A 19683-nucleotide genomic window follows, 5' to 3' on the forward strand; every position below is an offset into this window, starting at 1 on the left:
GGACGCCTCCTCAGATCACGATCAGGTCGGCCTGCAAGGCGCCGGCCTGTTTCAGGGCTTCAAGAATGGCCATCAGGTCGCCGGGCGCGGCGCCTACCTGGTTGACTGCACGCACGATCTCATCAAGCGTGGTGCCAGGGCCGAACTTGAACATCGGCTTCATTTCCTGCTGTGCATTCAGGCGCGAGCGCGGCACTACCGCCGTCTGGCCGCCGGACAGTGCGCCTGGCTGGCTGACGATCGGGTCTTCGGTGATGGTCACGGTCAGGCTGCCGTGGGTCACGGCGGCCGGCGAGACCTTGACGTTCTGGCCGATCACGATCGTGCCGGTGCGCGAATTGATGATCACTTTGGCAGCGGTCTGGCCCGGGTCGATTTCCAGGTTTTCCAGGATCGACAGGTAGTCGACGCGCTGACCCGGGTCCAGCGGCGCGGTCACCCGCACCGAACCTCCGTCCAGGGCCTGGGCAACGCCCGGACCCAGCAGGTCGTTAATCTTGTCGACCACGCGCTTGGCGGTGGTGAAGTCGGAACGGTTGAGGTTCAAGGTCAGCGAGTTGCCCTGGTTGAAACCGCTCGGCACCGAACGCTCGACGGTTGCGCCCCCTGGAATACGGCCAGATGACGGAACGTTGACGGTGATCTTCGAGCCGTCACGGCCTTCGGCATCGAAGCCGCCGACCACCAGGTTGCCCTGGGCCACGGCATAGACGTTGCCGTCGATACCCTTGAGGGGTGTCATCAGCAGGCTGCCACCGCGCAGGCTCTTGGAGTTACCGATCGAAGACACGGTGATGTCCACTTGCTGACCAGGCTTGGCAAACGGCGGCAGGTCGGCATAAATGGCCACGGCGGCCACGTTCTTGAGCTGCACAGTACCGGAACCAGGCGGCACCTTGATGCCGAACTGCGCCAGCATGTTGTTGAACGTCTGCAAGGTAAACGGCGTCTGGGTGGTCTGGTCACCGGTGCCGTTGAGACCCACCACCAGGCCGTAGCCGATCAACTGGTTGGTCCGCACGCCGGAGATGCTGGCAATGTCTTTCAAGCGTTCGGCCTGCGCAGCCAGAGGCGCGCAAATCAGCAAAACGGCAGTAATCAGTTTATTGAGCGTGCGCATGGCTATCCCGCGATCAGAAAGGGAACAACGGGCTGAGGAAGAACCGGTCGAACCAGCCTGGCTGGCTGGTATCGGCAAAGGCCCCAGTACCTGAATAGGTGATGCGCGCGTCCGCTACCCGCGTCGACGACACGGTGTTGTCGGTGGCGATGTCATCGGCACGGATCAGGCCGGCAATCCGCACCAGCTCATTGCCGGTGTTAAGTGTCATCCACTTTTCACCCCGCACCGAAAGGATACCGTTGGGCAGCACGTCGGCGACGGTGACGGTAACCGAACCGGTCAGGCTGTTGCTCTGCGCCGCCTTGCTGTCGCCTTCGTTGGCACGGGAGCCTTCGTAGCCGGCGCTCAGGCTCAGGTCATTGCTGCCGATCGGGTTATTGGTGGTCAGGCCGGAGCCGAACAGTGAGGTCAGGCCGACGCTGGTATTGCTTTTCTTGTTCATGTCGGAGCTGGCCGCCTTGCTGGCCGCCATGCGCTCGGACAGGGTGATGGTGATGATGTCACCGACCCGGAAAGCCTTGCGGTCGCCGTACAGGTTCTGCTCGAAGCCGGCCTGGTAGATGGCGCCATTGTTGGCCGCCGCCGACATCGGCGTGCGGGGCAGCACCGGAGCGTAATAAGGGTCATCGGGCTTGGCCGCCGGTGCTACGCAACCTGTCAACAGGGCAGCGGCGCACAGCGGAGCGATCAGCACTGGAAAACGCGAAACGGAGAAGCGTTTCATGACTCTTGAAACCTCGCGGTGAAGCCGGCGCCGGACAGGCGCCGTGTCGGATTGAGCTGATCCATCAGGGCTTAAAGGGTTTGCACCAGGTTCTGCATCATCTGGTCGGCGCTGGAAATGACCTTGGAGTTCATTTCGTAGGCACGCTGGGTGGTGATCATGTTGACCAGTTCCTCGACCGTGCTGACGTTGGAATTCTCCAGGGTGTTCTGCAACACCGGGCCCAGGCCGTTCAGGCCAGGCTGGCCGACTTGCGGCGCGCCGCTGGAAGCAGTTTCCAGGAACAGGTTGCCACCCATGGCCTGCAGGCCGGCCGGGTTGATGAAGTCGGTGGTCTGGATGTTGCCGATCACCTGTGGCGTGGCAGTAGCGCCTGCCAGGGTCACGGTGACGGTACCGTCCTGGCCCACGGTGAAGGTCTGGGCGTTTTGCGGCACAACCACTGCAGGCTCCAGGGCAAAACCGTTGGAGGTCACGATCTGGCCCGTGCTGTCCAGGTGAAAGGTGCCATCGCGGGTGTAGGCGATGGTGCCGTCAGGCTGCATGACCTGAAAAAAGCCGCGACCGTTGACCGCCAGGTCCAGCGGGTTCTCGGTGGTCTGCAGGCTGCCGGCCACGAAGCTTTTCTGGGTGCCGACGATGCGCACACCGGTACCCAGTTGCAGGCCCGATGGCAACTCGCTGTCCTGGGTCGACTGGGCACCTGGCTGACGCTTGATCTGGTACAGCAAGTCCTGGAACTCGGCGCGGTCGCGTTTGAAGCCTGTAGTCGAGACGTTGGCCAGGTTGTTGGAGATGGTCGTCAGGTTGGTGTCCTGAGCGGCCAGACCGGTCTTGGCGACGTAGAGAGCAGGAAGCATGGGGTTTCTCCTCAAGCGCCGGTTTGTCGGCGCAGGCTGTCAATGGGGGTCAGATCTGCAAGACGCGAGCCATTGCCGCATCGTCTTCTTCTGCTGTCTTCATCATTTTTACGTGCAATTCGAACTGCCGGGACAAGGCCAGGATCGAGGTCATTTCCTCGACCGCATTGACGTTGCTGGCCTGCAGAAAGCCGGACTCGACCCGTACGTTGGCATCCACCGGGGCGGCCTGGCCGCTCTTGGTGTGGATCAGGCCATCGGGGCCTTTTTCCATGGTCGAAAGGTCAGGGTTGACCAGCTTGATGCGGTCGATCTGCGCCATCACCTGCGGGCTCTCACCCAGGGCGCGGACGCTGATGGTGCCGTCGGAGCCGATTTCGATCTGCTGCTGGGGCGGCACGGCAATCGGGCCGCCGTTGCCCATGACCGGCAAACCGCTGCCGTCGCGCAGGATACCCAGCGCGTCGATGTTCATGCCGGAGGTACGGGTATAGGCTTCACCGCCATCAGCGGTCTGCACGGCAATCCAGCCATCGCCATTGACCGAGATGTCCAGGTCGCGCCCGGTCTCGATCAGGGTGCCGCTGGAAAAGTCGGTGCCGGGACGCTCGGTCAAGGCGTACGCCCGCGACGGCAGCGCCTCGCCAAACACCGGCATCGACCGGGCCTGCTCGAAATCGCGCAGAAAGCCATTGGTCGACACGTTTGCCAGGTTGTTGGCACGCGCCTTTTGCGCAACGGCGTTTTCCGAAGCACCGGTCATGGCCACGTAAAGCAACTTGTCCACAGTCTTCCTCCTCTGACAGACGTTTGCCGCCTGTAGCTGTTATGCCATTACCCAGCAAGTTTCGGACCAGTTTTTCAAAGCCGATACAAAGTTGCCTATCGGCAGCAATGACAGGGCCCTGCCGAGACGGGCCGTAACGGGGTGCGCGGCAAGGCGGCGACGAACTGCCGCCAGGCGCCAAAAAAACTTCATGGACGGCGCTTGGCGAATGCGCGAGGGGCGCTTATCGTAGTGGCCATTGTTTCAGCATTCTGAGGTTTGCCTCCTGGAGAATCGCATGCAACGCCTTTGTGGCTGGCGCCACGGCATCACCGGCCTGCTGGCCGCCAGCCTGCTCACCTGCGCCGCCCTCGCCCATGCAGCGCCTGCCCGCTATTACAAATGGCAAGGCGCCGACCGTGTGATCTGCGCCCAGACCAGCCCAGGGCATGGCTGGACACGGCTGAATGGCTTTTACGTCAAGTCCGACTGCTCGATCTGACGCCCCCGTATCACTGACACCGCGCTGCCTCACAGCAAACATGGGGCCCTGGTAGGAGCGCGCTTGCCCGCGACCGAGTGCGTAGCGCTCGCAGAAATCTGCGAAACGCTGCAAATTTACGACTGCTAACGCAGCCGGTCGCGGCTAAAGCCGCTCCTACGCCGCCCTTATGTTTGCTGCGCAACAGCGCTCCGCATTGGCGTGGGTCGCGCTTGGGCGACCGAGTGCGTAGCGCTCGCAAAATCGCGGAAACGCTGAAAATTTACGACTGCTGCGCAGCCGGTCGCGGGCAAGACGGATGGCCGCCCCCGCGCTCCTACAGGGGTGGATTCAATATTCAATAGAATCAGTGAGTTATTTGTGCCTGAGAGCGGCTTCAGCCGCTGACGGCACGAATGAGATCCGTGTTCGGCTGAAGCCGGTCCTACCGCCCAGCGTATCGCTATGTGGACTGGATCAGGGTCTGCAGCAGGTTGGTTTCGGTCGAGATCACCTTGGAGTTGCCCTGAAAAGCGGTTTGCGCCTGCACCAGCTCAACCAGCTCAGCGGTCAGGTCCACATTCGATGCCTCCAGCGAGTTGGCCACCAGACTGCCCACACCCCCCTGCCCTGGCGTCTGATAATCAGCAATGCCCGAGGCATGGGTCTGGCGCCAGCGGGTTTCGCTCTGCGGGATCAAGCCCTGCTCGTTGCTGAACCGCGCCAGCATCACCTGGCCGACGGGCCGGTACAGGCCATTGCTGAACGAAGCCTGCAACACGCCGTCACGCCCTACGCTGATGCCGGACAAAGCACCGGGCGCATGGCCGTCAACGTGCACCGAGCTGCGCGCAGTGTCGGCATTGTGCTGGGTCAGGCGGTCGATCTGGATCCGCAGGCCGTCGGGATGCGCCGTGGCACCATTGGGCGCCCACAGCGCCTCTCCACGACGTGGCTGCCACGCCGGTAGCCAGCCGTGCACCACCAGCGCATCGCCATCAAGTTCAAGCCCTGGGCTGCCGGTGACGCTGCTCAGTTGGCCACTGCTGTCGAACAACAAGCTGGCAGTCATCGGCTCGCTGCTTTGCGGGTCGACCGGATTGCGATCATTGACCAGCACATGCAGCTTCCAGCTATTGGTGCCGTCCTTGACGAAGTACTGCCGCAGGTCATGGACATTGCCCAGCGAATCATGAATCGCACTGGAAAACATCTTGCTGTAGGCCCCGACATCACTGGGACGAAACGCCGGCAAAGGACGCGTCATGAGCGGGTCGGCTTCATCGATCAGGCTCAACCCCCCGTCGAGCAATGGCAAGGCCACCTTGCCACCGTTGCCGGCAGGACTGGCCATCCATTGCCCGTTGACCTGCCGGGCAGGCTTCCAGCCACTGAGGGCAAATTCGGTGTCCGAGACCTTGCTGACCTGCTGATTGCCGCCGGCCAGCACAACGCTGCCATCGCTGTGCCGGCGCACGGCCCATTGCAGCGGCGTACTGGCCGTCGGGTCCAGCGGGTTGCGCCCGTCGACGGTGACGTACACCTCCCAGCGATCGGCATCGGTCTTGACGAAATACTGCTTGAATTCATGATCAGCCGGCGGCACGGCCGGACTGCCGGGACGAATGACCACGCCGCCGGCATCGACCAGCTCAGGCACCGCCGCCACGCCCTGGTCCTGGATCGTGCGTGTCACCACCCGCGTATAAGTGTTGGGGTCACCGGCATCGAATGGCCGCAGCGTAGCCAGCGAAGGCATGCCGGCACCGAGATTGACCGCCTGCTTGAGTTCACGACTGGCGGCCGGCTGCATGACCGAGGTGTCGATCTTCAGGTCGCTGCGCACGCCATTGATGATTGCGCCCTGGGCATCCACGCCATACCCCTGCAGACGGTTGCCGTCACTGTCGACAATGAAGTCCTCGGCATCCTTGTGAAAGGCCCCGGCGCGGGTATAGGCCAGCGAGCCCTGTTCGCTGACCACGAAAAAACCGTTGCCCTGGATACGCATGTCCAACGGCGCGCCGGCACTGCTCATGGCCACGCCAGAGCTGAAGTTCTGCGCGATATTGGCCAGGCGCACCCCGTCACCTGCAGCGTTCTGGCCGCCACCCAATTGCGCGGCCGAATACAGGGCGGCAAATTCTGCCCGGGAAGACTTGAAGCCGACCGTGCCGACGTTGGCAATATTGTTACCCGCCACTTCAAGGCGCTTGTGGGCCGCGCGCAGCCCGCTCATGGCAACATTGAATGTCATGGAAACTCCTGAGCCGCCTGGCGCGGCCGTTCATTGAGAGGCTTGAGGGTTCGCTCTTCGGCACCGGCATTCGTCACGAATCACCCGGCCTGAACACCTGCGAATTTCAGTCTCGCATCAATGAAAGTGGGAATTTCCACTGTTAAAAGTAGGAACTTTCCTGGGACTTTTAAGTTAACGACACCATCACATTTTTAATCCCCGGACGCAAAAAAGCCCCTGCAGGCAGGGGCTTTTCGAGACTCACGCAACAGACATTACATCTGGATGGTGGTCTGCAGGATGGTGCTCTGGGTGGAGATGGTCTTGGCGTTCGCCTGGTAGTTGCTTTGCGCCTTGATCAGCTCGACCAGCTCGGACGTCAGGTCGACGTTGGACTCTTCCAGCGCCTGACCGGTGACATAGCCCAGGGTACCGGTTTGTGGCGCGCCACTGACCGGCACGCCCGACGAGAACGTCTCGCGCCAGTTGGTGCCACCGGCCGCTTCCAGGCCCTGCACGTTGGCGAAGGTGGTCAGCGAGACCTGGCCGATGACTTTCGACTGGCCGTTGGTGTAGGTGGCGAACAGGCTGCCGCTGGCGTCGACGCTCATGGCGCTGACTTGCCCGGTGGCATAGCCGTTCTGGGTCTGGCTGATCAGGCCGGACGCTGCGGCAGTCTGCTTGACGTTCGTCATGTCCAGCTTGATGCCGGTGGGCGAACCGGCAGCGCCGTTGGCGGCCCAGGTCGCGGTGGTGCCGGTGCCACTCTGTACGCCGGGGACCCAGCCATTGACCTGCAAGGTGCCGTCGGCATTGAGGGTCACGGCGCCCGAGGTGACCGGTGCACCGGTGCCCGAGTTGATCAGGTTACCGCTGGAATCAAAGGTCAGCTTGGTTTCAGTCGTGGTTGTCGTCGTCGGATCGGTGATGTTGCGACCGTTGACCAGACTGTGCATCGACCAGGTGTTGACGCCGGTCTTGACGAAGTAGTTTTCCAGCTTGTGCTCGTTACCCTGGGTGTCATAGATCGGGGTGTCGTACTTGAAGTTGTACGACTTGGTGTCGGTCGCGTCGAAGGTCGACAGCGTCGGCAGGGTAGTCGAGGAGTTCAGGTTCGCGGAGTTGGTGATCTGCGACGTGGTGTTGGGCACCAGGTTCGAGGTGTCAATGCGCATCCGGCCCAGCGTACCCACACCGATCGCGCCATTGCCGTCGACGTTGTAGCCCTGCAGGTTCATGCCTTCGCTGTTGACGATGTAGCCTTCACGGTCAGTGTGGAACGCACCGGCACGGGTATAGAGCTTCTCGCCGTTGTTGGTCAGCATGAAGAAGCCGCTGCCGTTGATGGCCATGTCCAGGCTGTTGCCGGTACCAGTCGCCAGGTTGCCCTGGGTGAACTCCTGCGAGATAGCGCCGATGGCCACGCCGCTGCCGGTGCTGACGCCGCCGGAGGTGGCACGAATCGATTGGGCATACTGGTCGCGGAACTCGACACGCGACGACTTGAAGCCATTGGTGGCGACGTTGGCAATGTTGTTGCCGGTGACGTCAAGATGCTTGTTGGCCGCAAAGAGACCACTAAGACCGATATTGAAAGACATTTACAACTCCTCGCCGTCTGCCCGGCTCTTACAATCCGATGGTCTGAACTTTGGACAGGGCGATGCTGCTGCCGCCGGCCAGGTTAAGGGTCATGTCGCCGCCTGTGGTCGCGGTCGTCACACTGTTGACGGTGGCCGGCAGGTAGGTGCCCAGGGCGGTGCCCTCGCCATTGATCGACGCATTAACCTTGAAGGTGTAGTTGCCGGCCGGTGCTGCGCTGCCGTCATCCTTGATGCCGTCCCAGGTGAAGCTTTGGGTACCAACCGGCAAGGCGCCCAGGTCGACGGTGTCGGCCAGAGTGCCGCTGGCATCGTAGACACTGAGCGTGGTGCTGGTGGTGGTGGCCGGGACGACCACCGAACCGGTCAGGCCCTTGCCGGCATCAACGTGCACACTGCTGGCCTCGACAATCACCGAACGCCCGACCAGCGACGAGGCCTGCAGGGCCTGCGACGACTTGTAGATGGTGGCGATGGAATCGACCGTGCCGGTCAGGTTCTGCATGCTTTCCAGGCTGCTGAACTGCGCCAGCTGGGCCACGAACTGGGTGTTGTCCTGAGGATCCAGAGGGTTCTGGTTCTTCATCTGGGTCACCAGCAGTTGCAGGAACGCGTCCTTGCCCAGGGCACTGGTGCCGTCGTTGGTCTTGGTCTTGGTCGGGTTCTGCAGCGAATTGATGAATTTCGCCGATACATCGTTTTCAACAGCCATGGTTCATGCCCTCATTACTGACCCAGGGTCAGAACCTTCTGCATCATGGTTTTGGCGGTGTTCATGATTTCGACGTTGGTCTGGAACGAACGACTGGCGGAAATCATGTCGGCCATTTCTTCCACGACATTGACGTTGGGGTAGTAGACGTACCCGTTGCCGTCGGCAGAAGGATGATTGGGCTCGTAGCGGGCTTCAAGGTTGGAGGTGTCCTCGATGATGCCCGAGACCTGCACGCCCTGCCCGGCCTGACCCTGGTCCTGGAACAGGGAACCACCACCGATCGACTGCTGGCCTTCAAGCACGGTGGCGAACACCGGATGACGGGCACGATAGGTCTGATCCATGCTCGACGACACGGTTTCAGCGTTGGCAATGTTACTGGCAGTGGTGTTCAGACGCGTGGTCTGGGCACTCATGGCGCTGCCGGCAATGTTGAAGACATTCGATAGCGACATGAATCACTCTCCGCGCAGGGCCGATACCAGCCCTTTGAACTTACTGTTGAGCAGCGTGAAGCTGGCCTGGAACGACATGGAGTTCTGGGTGTAACTGGCCTGCTCCACTTGCGAGTCGACGGTGTTCTGGTCCAGCGACGGCGCCGACGGGGTGCGATACAGCAGCACGCCCTCGTTGTCGCTGCCGCTGCCCTGAGCCTCGATATGGCGACCGTTGGTGGTGTTCATGGCGAACTGGCCCTTGTTGACCTTCTCGGTCTCGGCCGCCAGCACGGCAGAAAAATCCAGGTCACGCGCCTTGTAGCCCGGGGTATCGGCGTTGGAAATGTTGTTGGCCAACACCTCGGCCCGCTGGGCGCGGAAATTCAGGGCTTTTTCGTGGATGCCAAGTGCTTTATCGAAATTGATGCTCATGTCGGGAAACCTTTACCGGTTGACCTGATGTACGTATCACAGACAAAGCAATCGGCATGCCATGTTGTCGAACGCCATGTTTGCTAGGGTTTTGCCACGCACAGGCGGCAGGCATGCCAGAAAAGCGGCAAGGGATTACCGCCAGGAGGGAGGCGGCGGCAAGCGGAGTGTCGTTTTTTTGCCAGAAGATGGCACGAGGGTTGCCGCTGCGTGGCAGATCACGCAACGGCAAGGGCGGCTTATTTGGCCTTGTAGATGATGCCCGGGCTGCACTGGACCATCTGGTAATGATCCGGCAGGCCGTTAAGCGCTTCGGAAGCCCCCAGGAACAAATAGCCACCCGGCTTGAGCACACTGTGGATGCGCAGCAGGATGTCCTTCTTCACCTCGGCGGAAAAGTAGATCAGCACGTTGCGACAGAACACGATGTCGAACTTGCCCAGGCTGGCATAGCTGTCGAGCAGGTTGAACGAACGGAATTCGACCCGACTCTTGATCGGTGCCTTCACCGCCCAGCGCCCCGGCGTCTTGACGTCGAAGTACCGCTGCAGGCGTTCCGGCGACAGGCCGCGGCCGATGGCCAGGCTGTCGTATTCGCCGCTCTTGCAGTTATTGAGCATCAGGCTGGAAAGGTCGGTGGCCACGATCTGCACACCGGTCTTGAGCTGCCCCGGGTTACTGCGCTCGAACTCGTCGATCGACATCGACAACGAGTACGGCTCCTGCCCGGAAGAACAGGCCGCCGACCAGATACGCAGGCGCTGGCCAGGGCTGGCCTTGATCTGCTCGGGCAAGACCTTGTTCTTGAGCACCTCGAACGGATAGGTGTCGCGAAACCACAGGGTTTCGTTGGTGGTCATTGCGTCGACCACCTGCTCGCGCAGCCCGCTGCGCGGCTGGGACTGCATGCGCTGCACCAGTTCGCCCAGGCTCTTGATGCCCTGCTGCTCCATCAGCTTGTTGAGGCGGCTGGAAACAAGGTACTGCTTGTTTTCACCCAGCAGGATGCCACAGGCTTTTTCCAGAAAGACCCGGAACTGTTCAAAATCCAAATTACCCGTAGACAAAAGTACCGCCTCTCAAATCATGTGAACGTGCAGGGTGCATGACCCTGGTGGGACGGCTCGCAGGTGCGCATGCAAGCCTGCGACCCACTTTGCTAGCTTTGGTCTGCTGCCTTGATCCGGGACACAACGCGTGCCGCCAGGTCATCGGGCCGGAATTTCGCCAGGAAATCATCGGCACCGACTTTTTTGACCATTGCCTGGTTGAACACCCCCGACAACGAAGTGTGCAGGGTGATGTGCATCTTGTTCATCCGCGGATCATTGCGTATGGCTGCCGTCAAGGTATAGCCATCCATCTCCGGCATTTCAATGTCGGAGATCATCATCAGGAATTCTTCTTCGGGTTTCTTGCCCTCGGCGATCAGCGCCAGCAGGTAATCGAGCGCCTGGCGACCATCATTGAGCGCGACCACTTCTACACCGACTGTTTCCAGGCAACGGCTGACCTGCTTGCGCGCCACGGACGAGTCGTCGACGGTCAGCACCCGCAGCGAGACAGCCTTATGATGAGTGTCTGCATCAATCACACCGACCGACACGGCTTCGGAGATCGGCGCCACCTCGGCCAGGATTTTCTCGACGTCGATGATTTCCACCAACTGATTGTCGACGCGCGTGACGGCGGTCAGGTAATGGTCGCGACCGGTGCCCTTGGGTGGCGGATGAATCTCCTCCCAGTTCATGTTCACGATGCGTTCGACCGAATGCACCAGAAACCCCTGCACCTTGGTGTTGTACTCGGTGATGATGACGAAGGTGTTTTCCAGCGAGATCATCCCGGCGGAACCGGTGGCCATGGCCAGGTCCAGAATCGGAATCGTGCCACCGCGGATATTGGCCACACCACGCACGATCCTGCTCGATTTGGGCATGATGGTGAGTTTCGGGCATTGCAGTACTTCTTTGACCTTGAAAACGTTGATCCCGTAGAGCTGCTTGCCTTGCAGGCGAAACAGCAACAGCTCCAGGCGATTCTGACCAACCAGCTGCGTGCGCTGGTTTACCGAATCCATTACACCTGCCATGCCCTGCCCCCCTTACCTCAACCATCGATTACCACATGCCAGGGATGGCAAGCGGCACGAGCCTTGCTTTTTATACGTCATGAACGACAAGACGACAATTTTTCGACACGCCGCATTAGAAACCCGCCACTGGCTGGGCGCAATCGTCATGCTGTGCCTGTTGTGCACTGCAAATCCCGGTCGAGCCGAGAATTTCACACTGCCTGAACAGCTTATCGGCGTCACCGAGGGGTTTCTTGAGTACACCGTACAAGAGTATTTGGCGAGCAGCCAGATCGAGGGCCGCCATGAGATTCAGGTCCGGCAACTGGACCCGCGCATGCGCCTGGCGTTTTGCGACAAGGATTTGACAGCGACACTGGAGAGCCAGCGCCCGGTAGGCCGGGTCACCGTGCGGGTACGCTGCGAGGGCTCATCCCCTTGGACTGTCTATGTGCCGGCCCAGGTGCAACTGTTTCGCACCGTGGTCATCGCCACGCGACCGCTCAAGCGTGACACGGTCATCAATGAGCAAGACATTGCCTTGCGCGAGCGGGATGTCGGCACGCTGAACCAGGGCTTTCTGCCATCACTGGACCTGGCCATCGGGCAGAAACTTGTCCGACCAGCGGTCGTCGATCAGGTGCTGTCGCCCACGTTTCTCGAACAACCCGCCATGATCCGCAAGGGTGACCAGGTGGTGATTATCGCGCGCAGCGCCAGCCTGGCGGTGCGCATGCCGGGCGAGGCACTGTCCGATGGCGGGCTCAATGAACAGATACGGGTACGCAACCTCAACTCCAAGCGGGTGATAAAGGCCAGCATTACAGGCCCCGGGCAAGTGGAAGTGGCCATGTGAACGGCATTGATATCGATTGAAGCTGGTGTGTGGCGCCGGTTTTTTCTAGACTGCACCGCATATCCAGGCGCGCAATGCCTGCTGTCCAGGCTTTGCAACATTGCGCCTAAAGTTTTCCATGGGTTAGCCGAAAACAAGGCAAGCGTCCAAAATACCCAGAGGTTTTCAATCATGCCCATCGATTTCAGTCGACTTAGTAACTCACAGTCCGTAGGCAGTACTTCGCGCACCAGCGGCGCCAAGGAAACCGGCAAGGCCGAGAGCTTGCCTGCGACGGCCGCCACCAAGAATGCCGGCGAATCAGTACACCTGAGCAGTGAGGCTCAACAGCTGCAGAAGATCACCGACAAGCTGGCTGATCTGCCGACCGTCAACAGTGCCCGGGTTGCCGAGCTCAAACAGGCGATCGCAGACGGCAGTTACGTGGTCGACAGCAACCGTGTAGCCAGCAAGCTGCTCGGCTTCGAAGCCGCGCGCTAAGTCTCGCGCGGGACTTTCTGGACGCTTGAAAACCAGAGCATGCGATGCAAGACACTACTTTGCTGCAGATGATTACCGATGACATGGTCCCGACCCGCCAACTGCTGGAGTTATTGCAGAGCGAGTCGCTGGTACTGCACGGTCGGGACATGACCGAGATGGAGCGAATCCTCGCGCAGAAGCAGGCGCTGGTGATCCAGCTCGAGCAACACGGCCGGAGGCGCAGCCAGGTGCTGGCCAGCCTGGGCCTGCCGACCAACCGCCAGGGCCTGGAAACACTGGCCGGCCAGTCCTCTGTAGGCGAGCAATTGCTTGAAGCCGGTGACGAACTGGCGACTCTCATCGGCGAATGCCAGGCACTCAACGAACAAAACGGCAAGCTGATTCAGTTGCAGCAGATGACAACCGCTCATCAATTGCGCATTCTGAACGGCGGCGAGACACCCTCGCTATACGACAGCCGGGGCTCAACAGCCGGTAGAGCCAAGCCGCGCCCTCTCAGCCAGGCCTAACTTGCTGTTTAAAGCCGCCCCACATGATGGCAGAATGCCCATCATTGCGTTGCCGTAGTATTTTGCCTGGAGATACTTAAAAGTGAATGGCTTAGCCGCGGATGATGCTCCGCAACCCCCGAAGGTTCTCAATACGCCTTTGGAAATTGCCGCCAACCTGCGGTTACTCATGGAAAACCACGATCCCCTGATCATTACTTTCCATGAGCGCTCCCAACGCTTCCAGAGTTATCTGGTCAAAGTTGACCGCGACACCAACCTCATCGAGCTGGATGAGATGATCCCGCGCGACGGTGAACGCTTCCTGAGCAACGGCGAGACCTTCCGCGTCGAAGGCTTTCATGATGGTGTGCGCATCGCCTGGGAATGCAGTGCGCCGATGAACATCGTCGACACCCCCGGCCAGCGCCTGTACAGCGGCCCGATGCCTTCGGAAGTCATCTATCACCAGCGCCGCAACGCGTTCCGTGCCGCCCTCAAGCTGTCACAGCTGGTCGACATCGACCTTGACGGCGACAAGCTCAAGTTCCCGATCAAGGGCAAACTGCTGGACATCTCGGCCACCGGCTGCAAGCTGCGCTTCGAAGGCGACATCTCCGAACGCGTACAACTGGGCCAAGTGTATGACCGTTTCGTCGCCAGGCTGCCTTTCGGCGCCATGACCTCCGCCGTTGAACTGCGCTACCTGCACTTCGAAGAGCGCTTCAACACCACCTTTGCCGGCGTGCGCTTCCACAATGTCAGTGGCCTGGTGCAGCGCCAGGTCGAACGTTTCGTCTATCAGTTGCAGCGTGAAGCACGCCGCTTCGACAAAGACGACGACTTCTGATGGCAAAGGCCGCGCTGCCTGATACAGCGCGGCCCTGATCGTGACCTACGGGCATCCACCGTAGGGTTTGTCCAGCTCCTCTTCCTTTTTCCGATCCTGATCCTGATCCTGATCCTGTGTGGACGGGGCTGCAGGCTCGCCCGTCGATTCTGCTGGCGACGCTGTCTGCAAGTCCGACTCTGACTCCGGTATTGGCTCCACCGTAGTGTGCATCTGGTCATGCACCACCTGCTCGTCGACCCGCGGGTCAAGTGCGACCACCAGCGGCGAGCTCGCCATGCTGTCGGGCATGGCCACGTGTTGCAGCGGTGCGTTCTCGACCTCATGCAGACGCGTAACCGCCTTGGGCCGAATCATCACCACCAGTATCCCGGCCGTGACGCAGATAAAGGCGTACAGCATGTTGCCGCCAAACGCCTGCATCAGCACCCCGGCCAGCAGCGGTCCGACGCTGGCCCCGATGCCGTAGGTCATCAGCAGCATGGCCGTCAGCGATACCCGGTTTTCAGCCTCGACATGGTCATTGGCGAAGGCCACTGCCAGCGGGTAGAGGCTGAACTGCATCAGGGAGGCGATAAAGCCGATGATGAACAGCGCCTCTGCCGGCACCCCGGTGAGCACGATCAGCGGCAGGCTGGCCACGCACAACAGGCCTGCGAACACACGAATCAGTTGCGAGCGGTCATAACGGTCCGACAACAGCCCCAGCGGCCATTGCACGACAAAACCGGCCATGATGCAGCAGCCCATGAACAGACCCACCTGCTCGGTGGACAGGCCATGGCTGGCGGCATACACCGGCGCCAGGCCATAGAAGGCGCCCAGCCCCAGCCCCGCGCCCAGCACCGTGGTCAACGATTGCGGCACCCGCTTCATGAAGAACAGTGGCTCCAACGGCGCCGGGTGCAGCGGTGCCGGGTGAATGCTGCGTGTCATGGCCACCGGCACCAGGCACAGTGCAAAGCACATGGCGACCAGCATCAGCAGTTCCGGCCCCAGTTGCGGGTGCACGACCAGGATCAACTGGCCGAGCACCAGGCCCAGGTAGGACGCAATCATATAACCGCTGAAGACCATGCCACGCTGACTGACATTGGCCTGCTCGTTGAGCCAGCTTTCGATGACCATGTACTGGCACATCATCCCCAGGCCCACAATCATCCGCAGCCCCAGCCAGGCCGGCAGCCAGTCGGTCATGCCATGCCCGAGCACCGCCGCGCCGACAATCCCGGCGCAGGTGGCATAGGCGCGGATATGCCCGACCCGGCCAATCAGCCGGTGACCGATCTTGCCGCCCAGCACCAGGCCGAAATAGTTGGCGGCCATCAATGCACCGACCCACAGGCTGTCGACCTGATCAGCCGCCAGGCGCAAGGCCAGGTAGGTGCTCAGCAGGCCGGAACCGATCAGCATCATCAGTGAAGCAAAGTAGAGCGCTCGAAAAGACTTCCAGATTTGGCGCATGGTATTCCCGACTAGAAAGAGTCGCCCGGATGGGCGTGGTCGAACATTCAGGGTCCTGCCAGCCGGCAGGATTCACAATCAGATCTGGCTGCCCAGCACCCGTCGCTCCCAGGGTGTGATCTCGTCCAGAAAGCTGGTCAGCTCCAGGGTCTTGCTGGCGATGAAGCCTTCGATGAACGGCTGGCCGAACAGTTCCCGCGCCCGTGCACTGCGTCCAAGACGCCTGAGGGCCGATTGCAGGGTGTCGGGCAAGGCCAGGCTGTCGGGCACCTCGATTTCGCCTTGCAAGGCCGGTGTCGGCTCAAGCGCATGTTCGATGCCATAGAGGCCGGCAGCCAGGCTGGCGGCAATGGCCAGGTACGGGTTGGCATCGGCCCCCGGCAGGCGATTCTCGACCCGCCGCGCCTGGGGCACGCTGGCCGGGATGCGCAGGCCGGCGGCGCGGTTGTCGTGCGACCAGCAGGCATTGTTGGGCGACGCATAGGGGTGGAACAGTCGCTGGTAGGCATTCACATTCGGCGCGAACAGGGCGGTAAAGTCCGCCAGGCACGCCTGCTGCCCACCAATGAAGTGCCGGAAGGCCGCCGTTGGCTGATCGTCGGTATCGTTGAATACATTACGTCCCGAGCGGACGTCCACCACGCTCTGGTGAATATGCATCGAACTGCCGGCTGCGTGCGCCAGCGGCTTGGCCATGCACACCACGGTCAAGCCATGCTTGAGCGCCACTTCCTTGAGCAGGTGCTTGAACAGAAAGGTCTGGTCGGCCAGCAACAGCGCGTCACCATGCAGCAGGTTGATCTCGAACTGGCTGACGCCCATCTCGTGCATCACGGTGTCCAGCGGCAGCCCCAGGGCAGCCATGCAGGCCCGTACCTCGGCAAAAAAGGGTCGCAGGCCGTTATTGGAACTGACACTGAAGGCCGAAAAACCCTGCTCGCGGCGCCCGTCCAGCCCCGCGGGCGGCAGGAATGGCTGGCCGGGATCGGGGTTATGGGCAAACACATAGAATTCAAGCTCGGTCGCCACGACCGGCGCCAGGCCGCGCTCGGCATAGCGCGCCAATACGGCCTTGAGCTGCGCCCGGGTCGAGAGGCTGCAAGGCTGGCCGTCGATCTCGTCGGCGGCGCAGATGGCCAGTGCCCGCGGCGTGTCGCTCCAGGGCAAACGATGCACCTGCTGCGAATCAGCCACCAGTGCCAGATCGCCGTCATCGCTGCCGTAGAAACGCGCCGCAGGATACCCACCCATGACGCATTGCAACAGGACGCCTCGCGCCATTTGCAGACGCCGCCCGGCCAGAAAGCCCTCGGCGGTCATCACTTTGCCTCGCGGTACGCCATTGAGATCCGGCGTAACGCATTCCACTTCATCCACCCCGTCCAGTAACCCGGTCATGTCAGGGTGCTCATTGCAGGCCATCTTTCGATCCTTCGTTCACGCAAACCGCCCGGCGGCAAGGTGTACACCATAGGCAGCGGGCCTCAAGGATTTCAAGCACTGCAATGAAATTGCGCAAGGTCAGTGACTGCACCGGCCTCACGGCAGGAAAATACTGAACCGCCCGCCTCCCAGTGCCCCGCCATTGGCGATTTCGATGCGTCCCTGTACACCGTTGCGCTGGTGCAGCCGGGCGATATGGGAAGCGAAGTACAGGCCAAGGCCGGTGCTGCCGCTCATGGCATTGATGCCCTGGACATAATCGGTCTGCTTTTCGATCATGTGCACCGGGTAACCGGGGCCGTCGTCGTTAATGGTGATGCACAACTGGCCGTCCTGCTCGCCGATCTCGACGGCGATTTTCTCGCGGGCGAAACGGATGGCATTGACCAGGATGTTGCTGACCACCGAGCCGATCAGTTCGCGGTCGAAGAAGCCCAGCGGGATGAGCCCGTCGAGCTCGAAGCTGGCGCGAATACTCCGGCTTTCGAGCACGTCCTGGTGGTGGGCCAGTTGCGCCTCGATGAAGTCATCAAGCTCATGGTAGTCAGGCCGCAAGGGCAACTGGTTGACGCCCAGCTTGTACAGACCCAGCAGTTGCACCAGCATGCCGTTGAGGTTGGCGAACTCGTATTCGATCACGCCATGCCCGGCTGAACGACGCTGCTCGACCGGCAACTGTGCCTGCCACTCGCTGTGGGCCCGGGTCAGGGTTGCCAGCGAGTTCTTCATGTCGTGCACGGTGGAGGCGATCACCATGGAAAAGTCCAGGCCTTGCTCTTTATCATTCATCGCCGAACGCCCTGTCTTTGAGTTTCTGATAACGATCGAAACGCGGATCGGTGTCGGGCATCTTGCCCACCATACTCAGGCAGGCCCGGCACTCCTGGTTCGCTTCAGGCCCCAGGTTCTGTCCGGGGTGCAACAGTGACTGCGCCAGGTTCAAGGCAATACTGATGTTCTTGGGTTGCAACGCCAGGGCCTTGCGAAACAGGGCCTGGGCCTCGCCCAACTGGCCGGCCTTGTAACAGCGTACACCCTGGATATTGAGGTCGATGGCCGCCTTGTTGGCCCCCAGGATTTCGGGGTCATCGGTCAGGCGCGCCAGGCTTTTCATCACCTGGGGGTCGTCGCCGTAGATTTCTGCCGTGCTCTTGAGCACGCTGGCGCTGGCCTCGGCCTGCCCCAGCTGCCCCAACTGGGTGGCCACCGTCAGGGCCGCCGGCGCACTGAGGAACTGGCTCATCTTGTCCAGGCGCCCGACCGCCTGCTCGGTCAGCTTGACTGCCGTCTCAGGATCCGACTGCTGCAGGCTGGTGGCTTTCATCAGCCGTGCACGCACTTGCAGGCCTTCGTCGTCGGAGTTGTCCTTGGCGACTTCACCCAGCGCCTGGTTGATCTCTACCCGGGTACGGGCATCCAGGCCCATGTCGCCGCTGCGGCTGATCAGCGCCTGGGCCAGGCCCAGGTTGGTTTCCGGGTCCTTGAAACGGGAATGGCGCCCCTGGCTGACCGCCTGGCGATAGGCTTTCGAAGCACCGTCGAAGTCGTTGTTGTCCAGCGCCAGCTTGCCCAGCAGCGTCTGCCGGCGAACCGCCAGCGGTGACAGGCGCACGGCCGCTTCCAGTACGTTCTGCGCGCGCTTGACCTCTCCGCGCGCAACCAGCACGTCAGCCAGGCCATCGAACAGCGCCGGGAACATCGAGAACGCCTTGGTGGCCTGCTCGTAGACCGCCAGCGCCTCGCTGGTCTTGCCACGCTTGAGCAACAGGCTGCCGAGCATGCCAAACGCCCAGGGCGTGGGCCGGTCAGCGATGATCGAGGTCAGCAGCTTGTGCAATGGCTCGAACTGGTTCAGGTCGCGCAGGGCCGTGGCTTTGTAGCGCAGGCACAAAGGGGCCAGGCGCGGGTCTTTCTGGGTCAGTTGGGTGCAGGCGGTGAGCACCTCGATCGGCTTTTGACGGTCCAGGGCCTGGAAGATGGGCTTGAGCAGGGTCTTGCGCTGCACCAGCTTTTCCAGGCGCTGCGACAGGCCGGCACGGTTGAATGGCTTGGTCAGGTAGCCGTCCGGTTCCCATTCCAGCGCACTCATGACCATGGCCTGGCTGTTTTCAGCCGTCACCATGATGAACACGCTTTCGTGACTGAGCAGCCGCTCGGTCATCAGGTCTTCAAGCACCTGCTGGCCATTCTTGCGGCCATCGCCCAGGTTGAAGTCGTGCAAAACGAAGTCGTAACGTTTTTGCGAGCACTGGCGCAAGGCCTGCTCGCCGGTGTCGGCGGTATCCACTTCCTTGACGCCCAGCTCACGCAGCATGGACCTGACCGAACTGCGAAAGTCGGAAAAGTCGTCAACGATCAGAAAGCTTTTTTGGTTGTACGCCAGCATCCAGAATCCTGTTTTTCAAGAGTGCAAAGCCGTGCTCGACTGCCTGGGCTCAGACGTTCGGTCGGTTGCTAGGGCGCAGATGATAGCTAACGGCAACGTGCCATCAAACAGTTTTCCACACATCCTGTCGCACCTGCAGGCTTGCATGTTCCTGAAGGTTTTCGACCAAAGGTGGGGAAACTATAGAACCAGATCTTGCTGCGCGAGACATTGCGTCCGCGCAGCGGCTGAAAAAGAGACCTGGGTCACCCTGTCAAAGGG

20 protein-coding genes are annotated in these 19683 nt (G+C 61.2%); 5 read left to right on the forward strand and 15 right to left on the reverse strand.

All coding sequences use genetic code 11. The features are described from left to right. Positions 1-10: 10 nt before the first annotated feature. The 4 genes from DGA31_RS05405 to DGA31_RS05420 all read right to left on the reverse strand — a co-directional run bounded on the left by DGA31_RS05405 (position 11) and on the right by DGA31_RS05420 (position 3494). The gene (locus tag DGA31_RS05405) at positions 11-1120 is read right to left on the reverse strand and encodes a flagellar basal body P-ring protein FlgI (RefSeq protein WP_056838664.1); all 1110 of its coding nucleotides are present in this window, start codon (positions 1118-1120) and stop codon (positions 11-13) included. A 13-nt stretch (positions 1121-1133) separates the two neighbouring features. Further along, positions 1134-1847, reverse strand: a complete 714-nt coding sequence (gene flgH, locus DGA31_RS05410) for a flagellar basal body L-ring protein FlgH (RefSeq protein WP_056838662.1) — start codon at positions 1845-1847, stop codon at positions 1134-1136. 71 nt (positions 1848-1918) lie between these two features. Then, entirely contained in the window at positions 1919-2707 is a 789-nt protein-coding gene (flgG, locus tag DGA31_RS05415) for a flagellar basal-body rod protein FlgG (RefSeq protein ID WP_056838660.1), read from the reverse strand. A 49-nt stretch (positions 2708-2756) separates the two neighbouring features. Next, positions 2757-3494: a flagellar basal body rod protein FlgF gene (locus tag DGA31_RS05420; RefSeq protein ID WP_056838657.1), complete on the reverse strand. Its 738-nt coding sequence runs from the start codon at positions 3492-3494 to the stop codon at positions 2757-2759. A gap of 277 nt (positions 3495-3771) precedes the next feature. On the opposite strand from DGA31_RS05420, the gene DGA31_RS05425 reads away from it, so the two are divergent. After that, positions 3772-3975, forward strand: coding sequence for a hypothetical protein (locus tag DGA31_RS05425; protein ID WP_109511862.1), 204 nt, complete (start codon positions 3772-3774; stop codon positions 3973-3975). A 442-nt stretch (positions 3976-4417) separates the two neighbouring features. Here the strand turns inward: DGA31_RS05425 and DGA31_RS05430 are convergent, their stop codons facing one another. The 7 genes from DGA31_RS05430 to DGA31_RS05460 form a co-directional block, all read right to left on the reverse strand. Next, complete coding sequence (locus DGA31_RS05430) at positions 4418-6211, reverse strand: flagellar hook-basal body complex protein (protein WP_109511863.1); 1794 nt, start codon at positions 6209-6211, stop codon at positions 4418-4420. Between the two features lie 257 nt (positions 6212-6468). Then, the gene (flgE, locus tag DGA31_RS05435; protein ID WP_109511864.1) at positions 6469-7794 is read right to left on the reverse strand and encodes a flagellar hook protein FlgE; all 1326 of its coding nucleotides are present in this window, start codon (positions 7792-7794) and stop codon (positions 6469-6471) included. Positions 7795-7822: 28 nt separating this feature from the next. Further along, a complete protein-coding gene (locus DGA31_RS05440) occupies positions 7823-8506 on the reverse strand; it encodes a flagellar hook assembly protein FlgD (RefSeq protein ID WP_109511865.1) in 684 nt (227 codons plus the stop codon). Between the two features lie 14 nt (positions 8507-8520). After that, a complete protein-coding gene (gene flgC, locus DGA31_RS05445) occupies positions 8521-8964 on the reverse strand; it encodes a flagellar basal body rod protein FlgC (protein ID WP_056838647.1) in 444 nt (147 codons plus the stop codon). A 3-nt stretch (positions 8965-8967) separates the two neighbouring features. After that, complete coding sequence (flgB, locus tag DGA31_RS05450; RefSeq protein ID WP_056838645.1) at positions 8968-9378, reverse strand: flagellar basal body rod protein FlgB; 411 nt, start codon at positions 9376-9378, stop codon at positions 8968-8970. A 239-nt stretch (positions 9379-9617) separates the two neighbouring features. Continuing rightward, positions 9618-10445, reverse strand: a complete 828-nt coding sequence (cheR, locus tag DGA31_RS05455; RefSeq protein WP_056838643.1) for a protein-glutamate O-methyltransferase CheR — start codon at positions 10443-10445, stop codon at positions 9618-9620. A 92-nt stretch (positions 10446-10537) separates the two neighbouring features. Further along, a complete protein-coding gene (locus DGA31_RS05460; protein ID WP_056838641.1) occupies positions 10538-11470 on the reverse strand; it encodes a chemotaxis protein CheV in 933 nt (310 codons plus the stop codon). A 79-nt stretch (positions 11471-11549) separates the two neighbouring features. Between DGA31_RS05460 and flgA the strand changes: the two genes are divergently transcribed. From flgA to DGA31_RS05480, 4 genes are all read left to right on the forward strand, one after another. After that, a complete protein-coding gene (flgA, locus tag DGA31_RS05465) occupies positions 11550-12308 on the forward strand; it encodes a flagellar basal body P-ring formation chaperone FlgA (RefSeq protein ID WP_056838639.1) in 759 nt (252 codons plus the stop codon). A 171-nt stretch (positions 12309-12479) separates the two neighbouring features. Continuing rightward, positions 12480-12788, forward strand: coding sequence for a flagellar biosynthesis anti-sigma factor FlgM (gene flgM / locus DGA31_RS05470; protein WP_056838637.1), 309 nt, complete (start codon positions 12480-12482; stop codon positions 12786-12788). A 44-nt stretch (positions 12789-12832) separates the two neighbouring features. Beyond that, complete coding sequence (locus DGA31_RS05475) at positions 12833-13300, forward strand: flagella synthesis protein FlgN (protein ID WP_056838635.1); 468 nt, start codon at positions 12833-12835, stop codon at positions 13298-13300. Between the two features lie 82 nt (positions 13301-13382). Continuing rightward, entirely contained in the window at positions 13383-14129 is a 747-nt protein-coding gene (locus DGA31_RS05480) for a flagellar brake protein (RefSeq protein ID WP_109511866.1), read from the forward strand. Between the two features lie 45 nt (positions 14130-14174). Here DGA31_RS05480 and DGA31_RS05485 read toward each other — a convergent pair whose 3' ends face one another. The 4 genes from DGA31_RS05485 to DGA31_RS05500 form a co-directional block, all read right to left on the reverse strand. Further along, positions 14175-15593: an MFS transporter gene (locus DGA31_RS05485; RefSeq protein WP_109511867.1), complete on the reverse strand. Its 1419-nt coding sequence runs from the start codon at positions 15591-15593 to the stop codon at positions 14175-14177. A gap of 78 nt (positions 15594-15671) precedes the next feature. After that, positions 15672-16913, reverse strand: a complete 1242-nt coding sequence (locus tag DGA31_RS05490) for a glutamine synthetase family protein (protein ID WP_161959159.1) — start codon at positions 16911-16913, stop codon at positions 15672-15674. 219 nt (positions 16914-17132) lie between these two features. Beyond that, on the reverse strand, positions 17133-17825 hold the full coding sequence (locus DGA31_RS05495) for a sensor histidine kinase (protein WP_109511869.1): 693 nt from the start codon (positions 17823-17825) through the stop codon (positions 17133-17135). Beyond that, the gene (locus DGA31_RS05500; protein WP_056838625.1) at positions 17818-19422 is read right to left on the reverse strand and encodes a tetratricopeptide repeat-containing response regulator; all 1605 of its coding nucleotides are present in this window, start codon (positions 19420-19422) and stop codon (positions 17818-17820) included. The genes DGA31_RS05495 and DGA31_RS05500 overlap by 8 nt, the downstream gene beginning before the upstream one ends. Between the last annotated feature and the right edge of the window lie 261 nt (positions 19423-19683).

Origin of the sequence: Pseudomonas ovata, from assembly GCF_003131185.1 — a bacterium.
Taxonomy (GTDB): domain Bacteria; phylum Pseudomonadota; class Gammaproteobacteria; order Pseudomonadales; family Pseudomonadaceae; genus Aquipseudomonas; species Aquipseudomonas ovata.

Coding starts and splice junctions, on each gene's coding strand:
- flgM (WP_056838637.1), top strand. CDS start 12,480: ATGCCCATCGATTTCAGTCGACTTAGTAACTCACAGTCCGTAGGCAGT.
- DGA31_RS05430 (WP_109511863.1), bottom strand. CDS start 6,211: ATGACATTCAATGTTGCCATGAGCGGGCTGCGCGCGGCCCACAAGCGC.
- DGA31_RS05440 (WP_109511865.1), bottom strand. CDS start 8,506: ATGGCTGTTGAAAACGATGTATCGGCGAAATTCATCAATTCGCTGCAG.
- flgH (WP_056838662.1), bottom strand. CDS start 1,847: ATGAAACGCTTCTCCGTTTCGCGTTTTCCAGTGCTGATCGCTCCGCTG.
- flgE (WP_109511864.1), bottom strand. CDS start 7,794: ATGTCTTTCAATATCGGTCTTAGTGGTCTCTTTGCGGCCAACAAGCAT.
- DGA31_RS05425 (WP_109511862.1), top strand. CDS start 3,772: ATGCAACGCCTTTGTGGCTGGCGCCACGGCATCACCGGCCTGCTGGCC.
- DGA31_RS05485 (WP_109511867.1), bottom strand. CDS start 15,593: ATGCGCCAAATCTGGAAGTCTTTTCGAGCGCTCTACTTTGCTTCACTG.
- flgC (WP_056838647.1), bottom strand. CDS start 8,964: ATGTCGCTATCGAATGTCTTCAACATTGCCGGCAGCGCCATGAGTGCC.
- flgB (WP_056838645.1), bottom strand. CDS start 9,378: ATGAGCATCAATTTCGATAAAGCACTTGGCATCCACGAAAAAGCCCTG.
- flgA (WP_056838639.1), top strand. CDS start 11,550: ATGAACGACAAGACGACAATTTTTCGACACGCCGCATTAGAAACCCGC.
- flgG (WP_056838660.1), bottom strand. CDS start 2,707: ATGCTTCCTGCTCTCTACGTCGCCAAGACCGGTCTGGCCGCTCAGGAC.
- DGA31_RS05490 (WP_161959159.1), bottom strand. CDS start 16,913: ATGACCGCCGAGGGCTTTCTGGCCGGGCGGCGTCTGCAAATGGCGCGA.
- DGA31_RS05460 (WP_056838641.1), bottom strand. CDS start 11,470: ATGGCAGGTGTAATGGATTCGGTAAACCAGCGCACGCAGCTGGTTGGT.
- DGA31_RS05495 (WP_109511869.1), bottom strand. CDS start 17,825: ATGAATGATAAAGAGCAAGGCCTGGACTTTTCCATGGTGATCGCCTCC.
- DGA31_RS05475 (WP_056838635.1), top strand. CDS start 12,833: ATGCAAGACACTACTTTGCTGCAGATGATTACCGATGACATGGTCCCG.
- DGA31_RS05405 (WP_056838664.1), bottom strand. CDS start 1,120: ATGCGCACGCTCAATAAACTGATTACTGCCGTTTTGCTGATTTGCGCG.
- DGA31_RS05500 (WP_056838625.1), bottom strand. CDS start 19,422: ATGCTGGCGTACAACCAAAAAAGCTTTCTGATCGTTGACGACTTTTCC.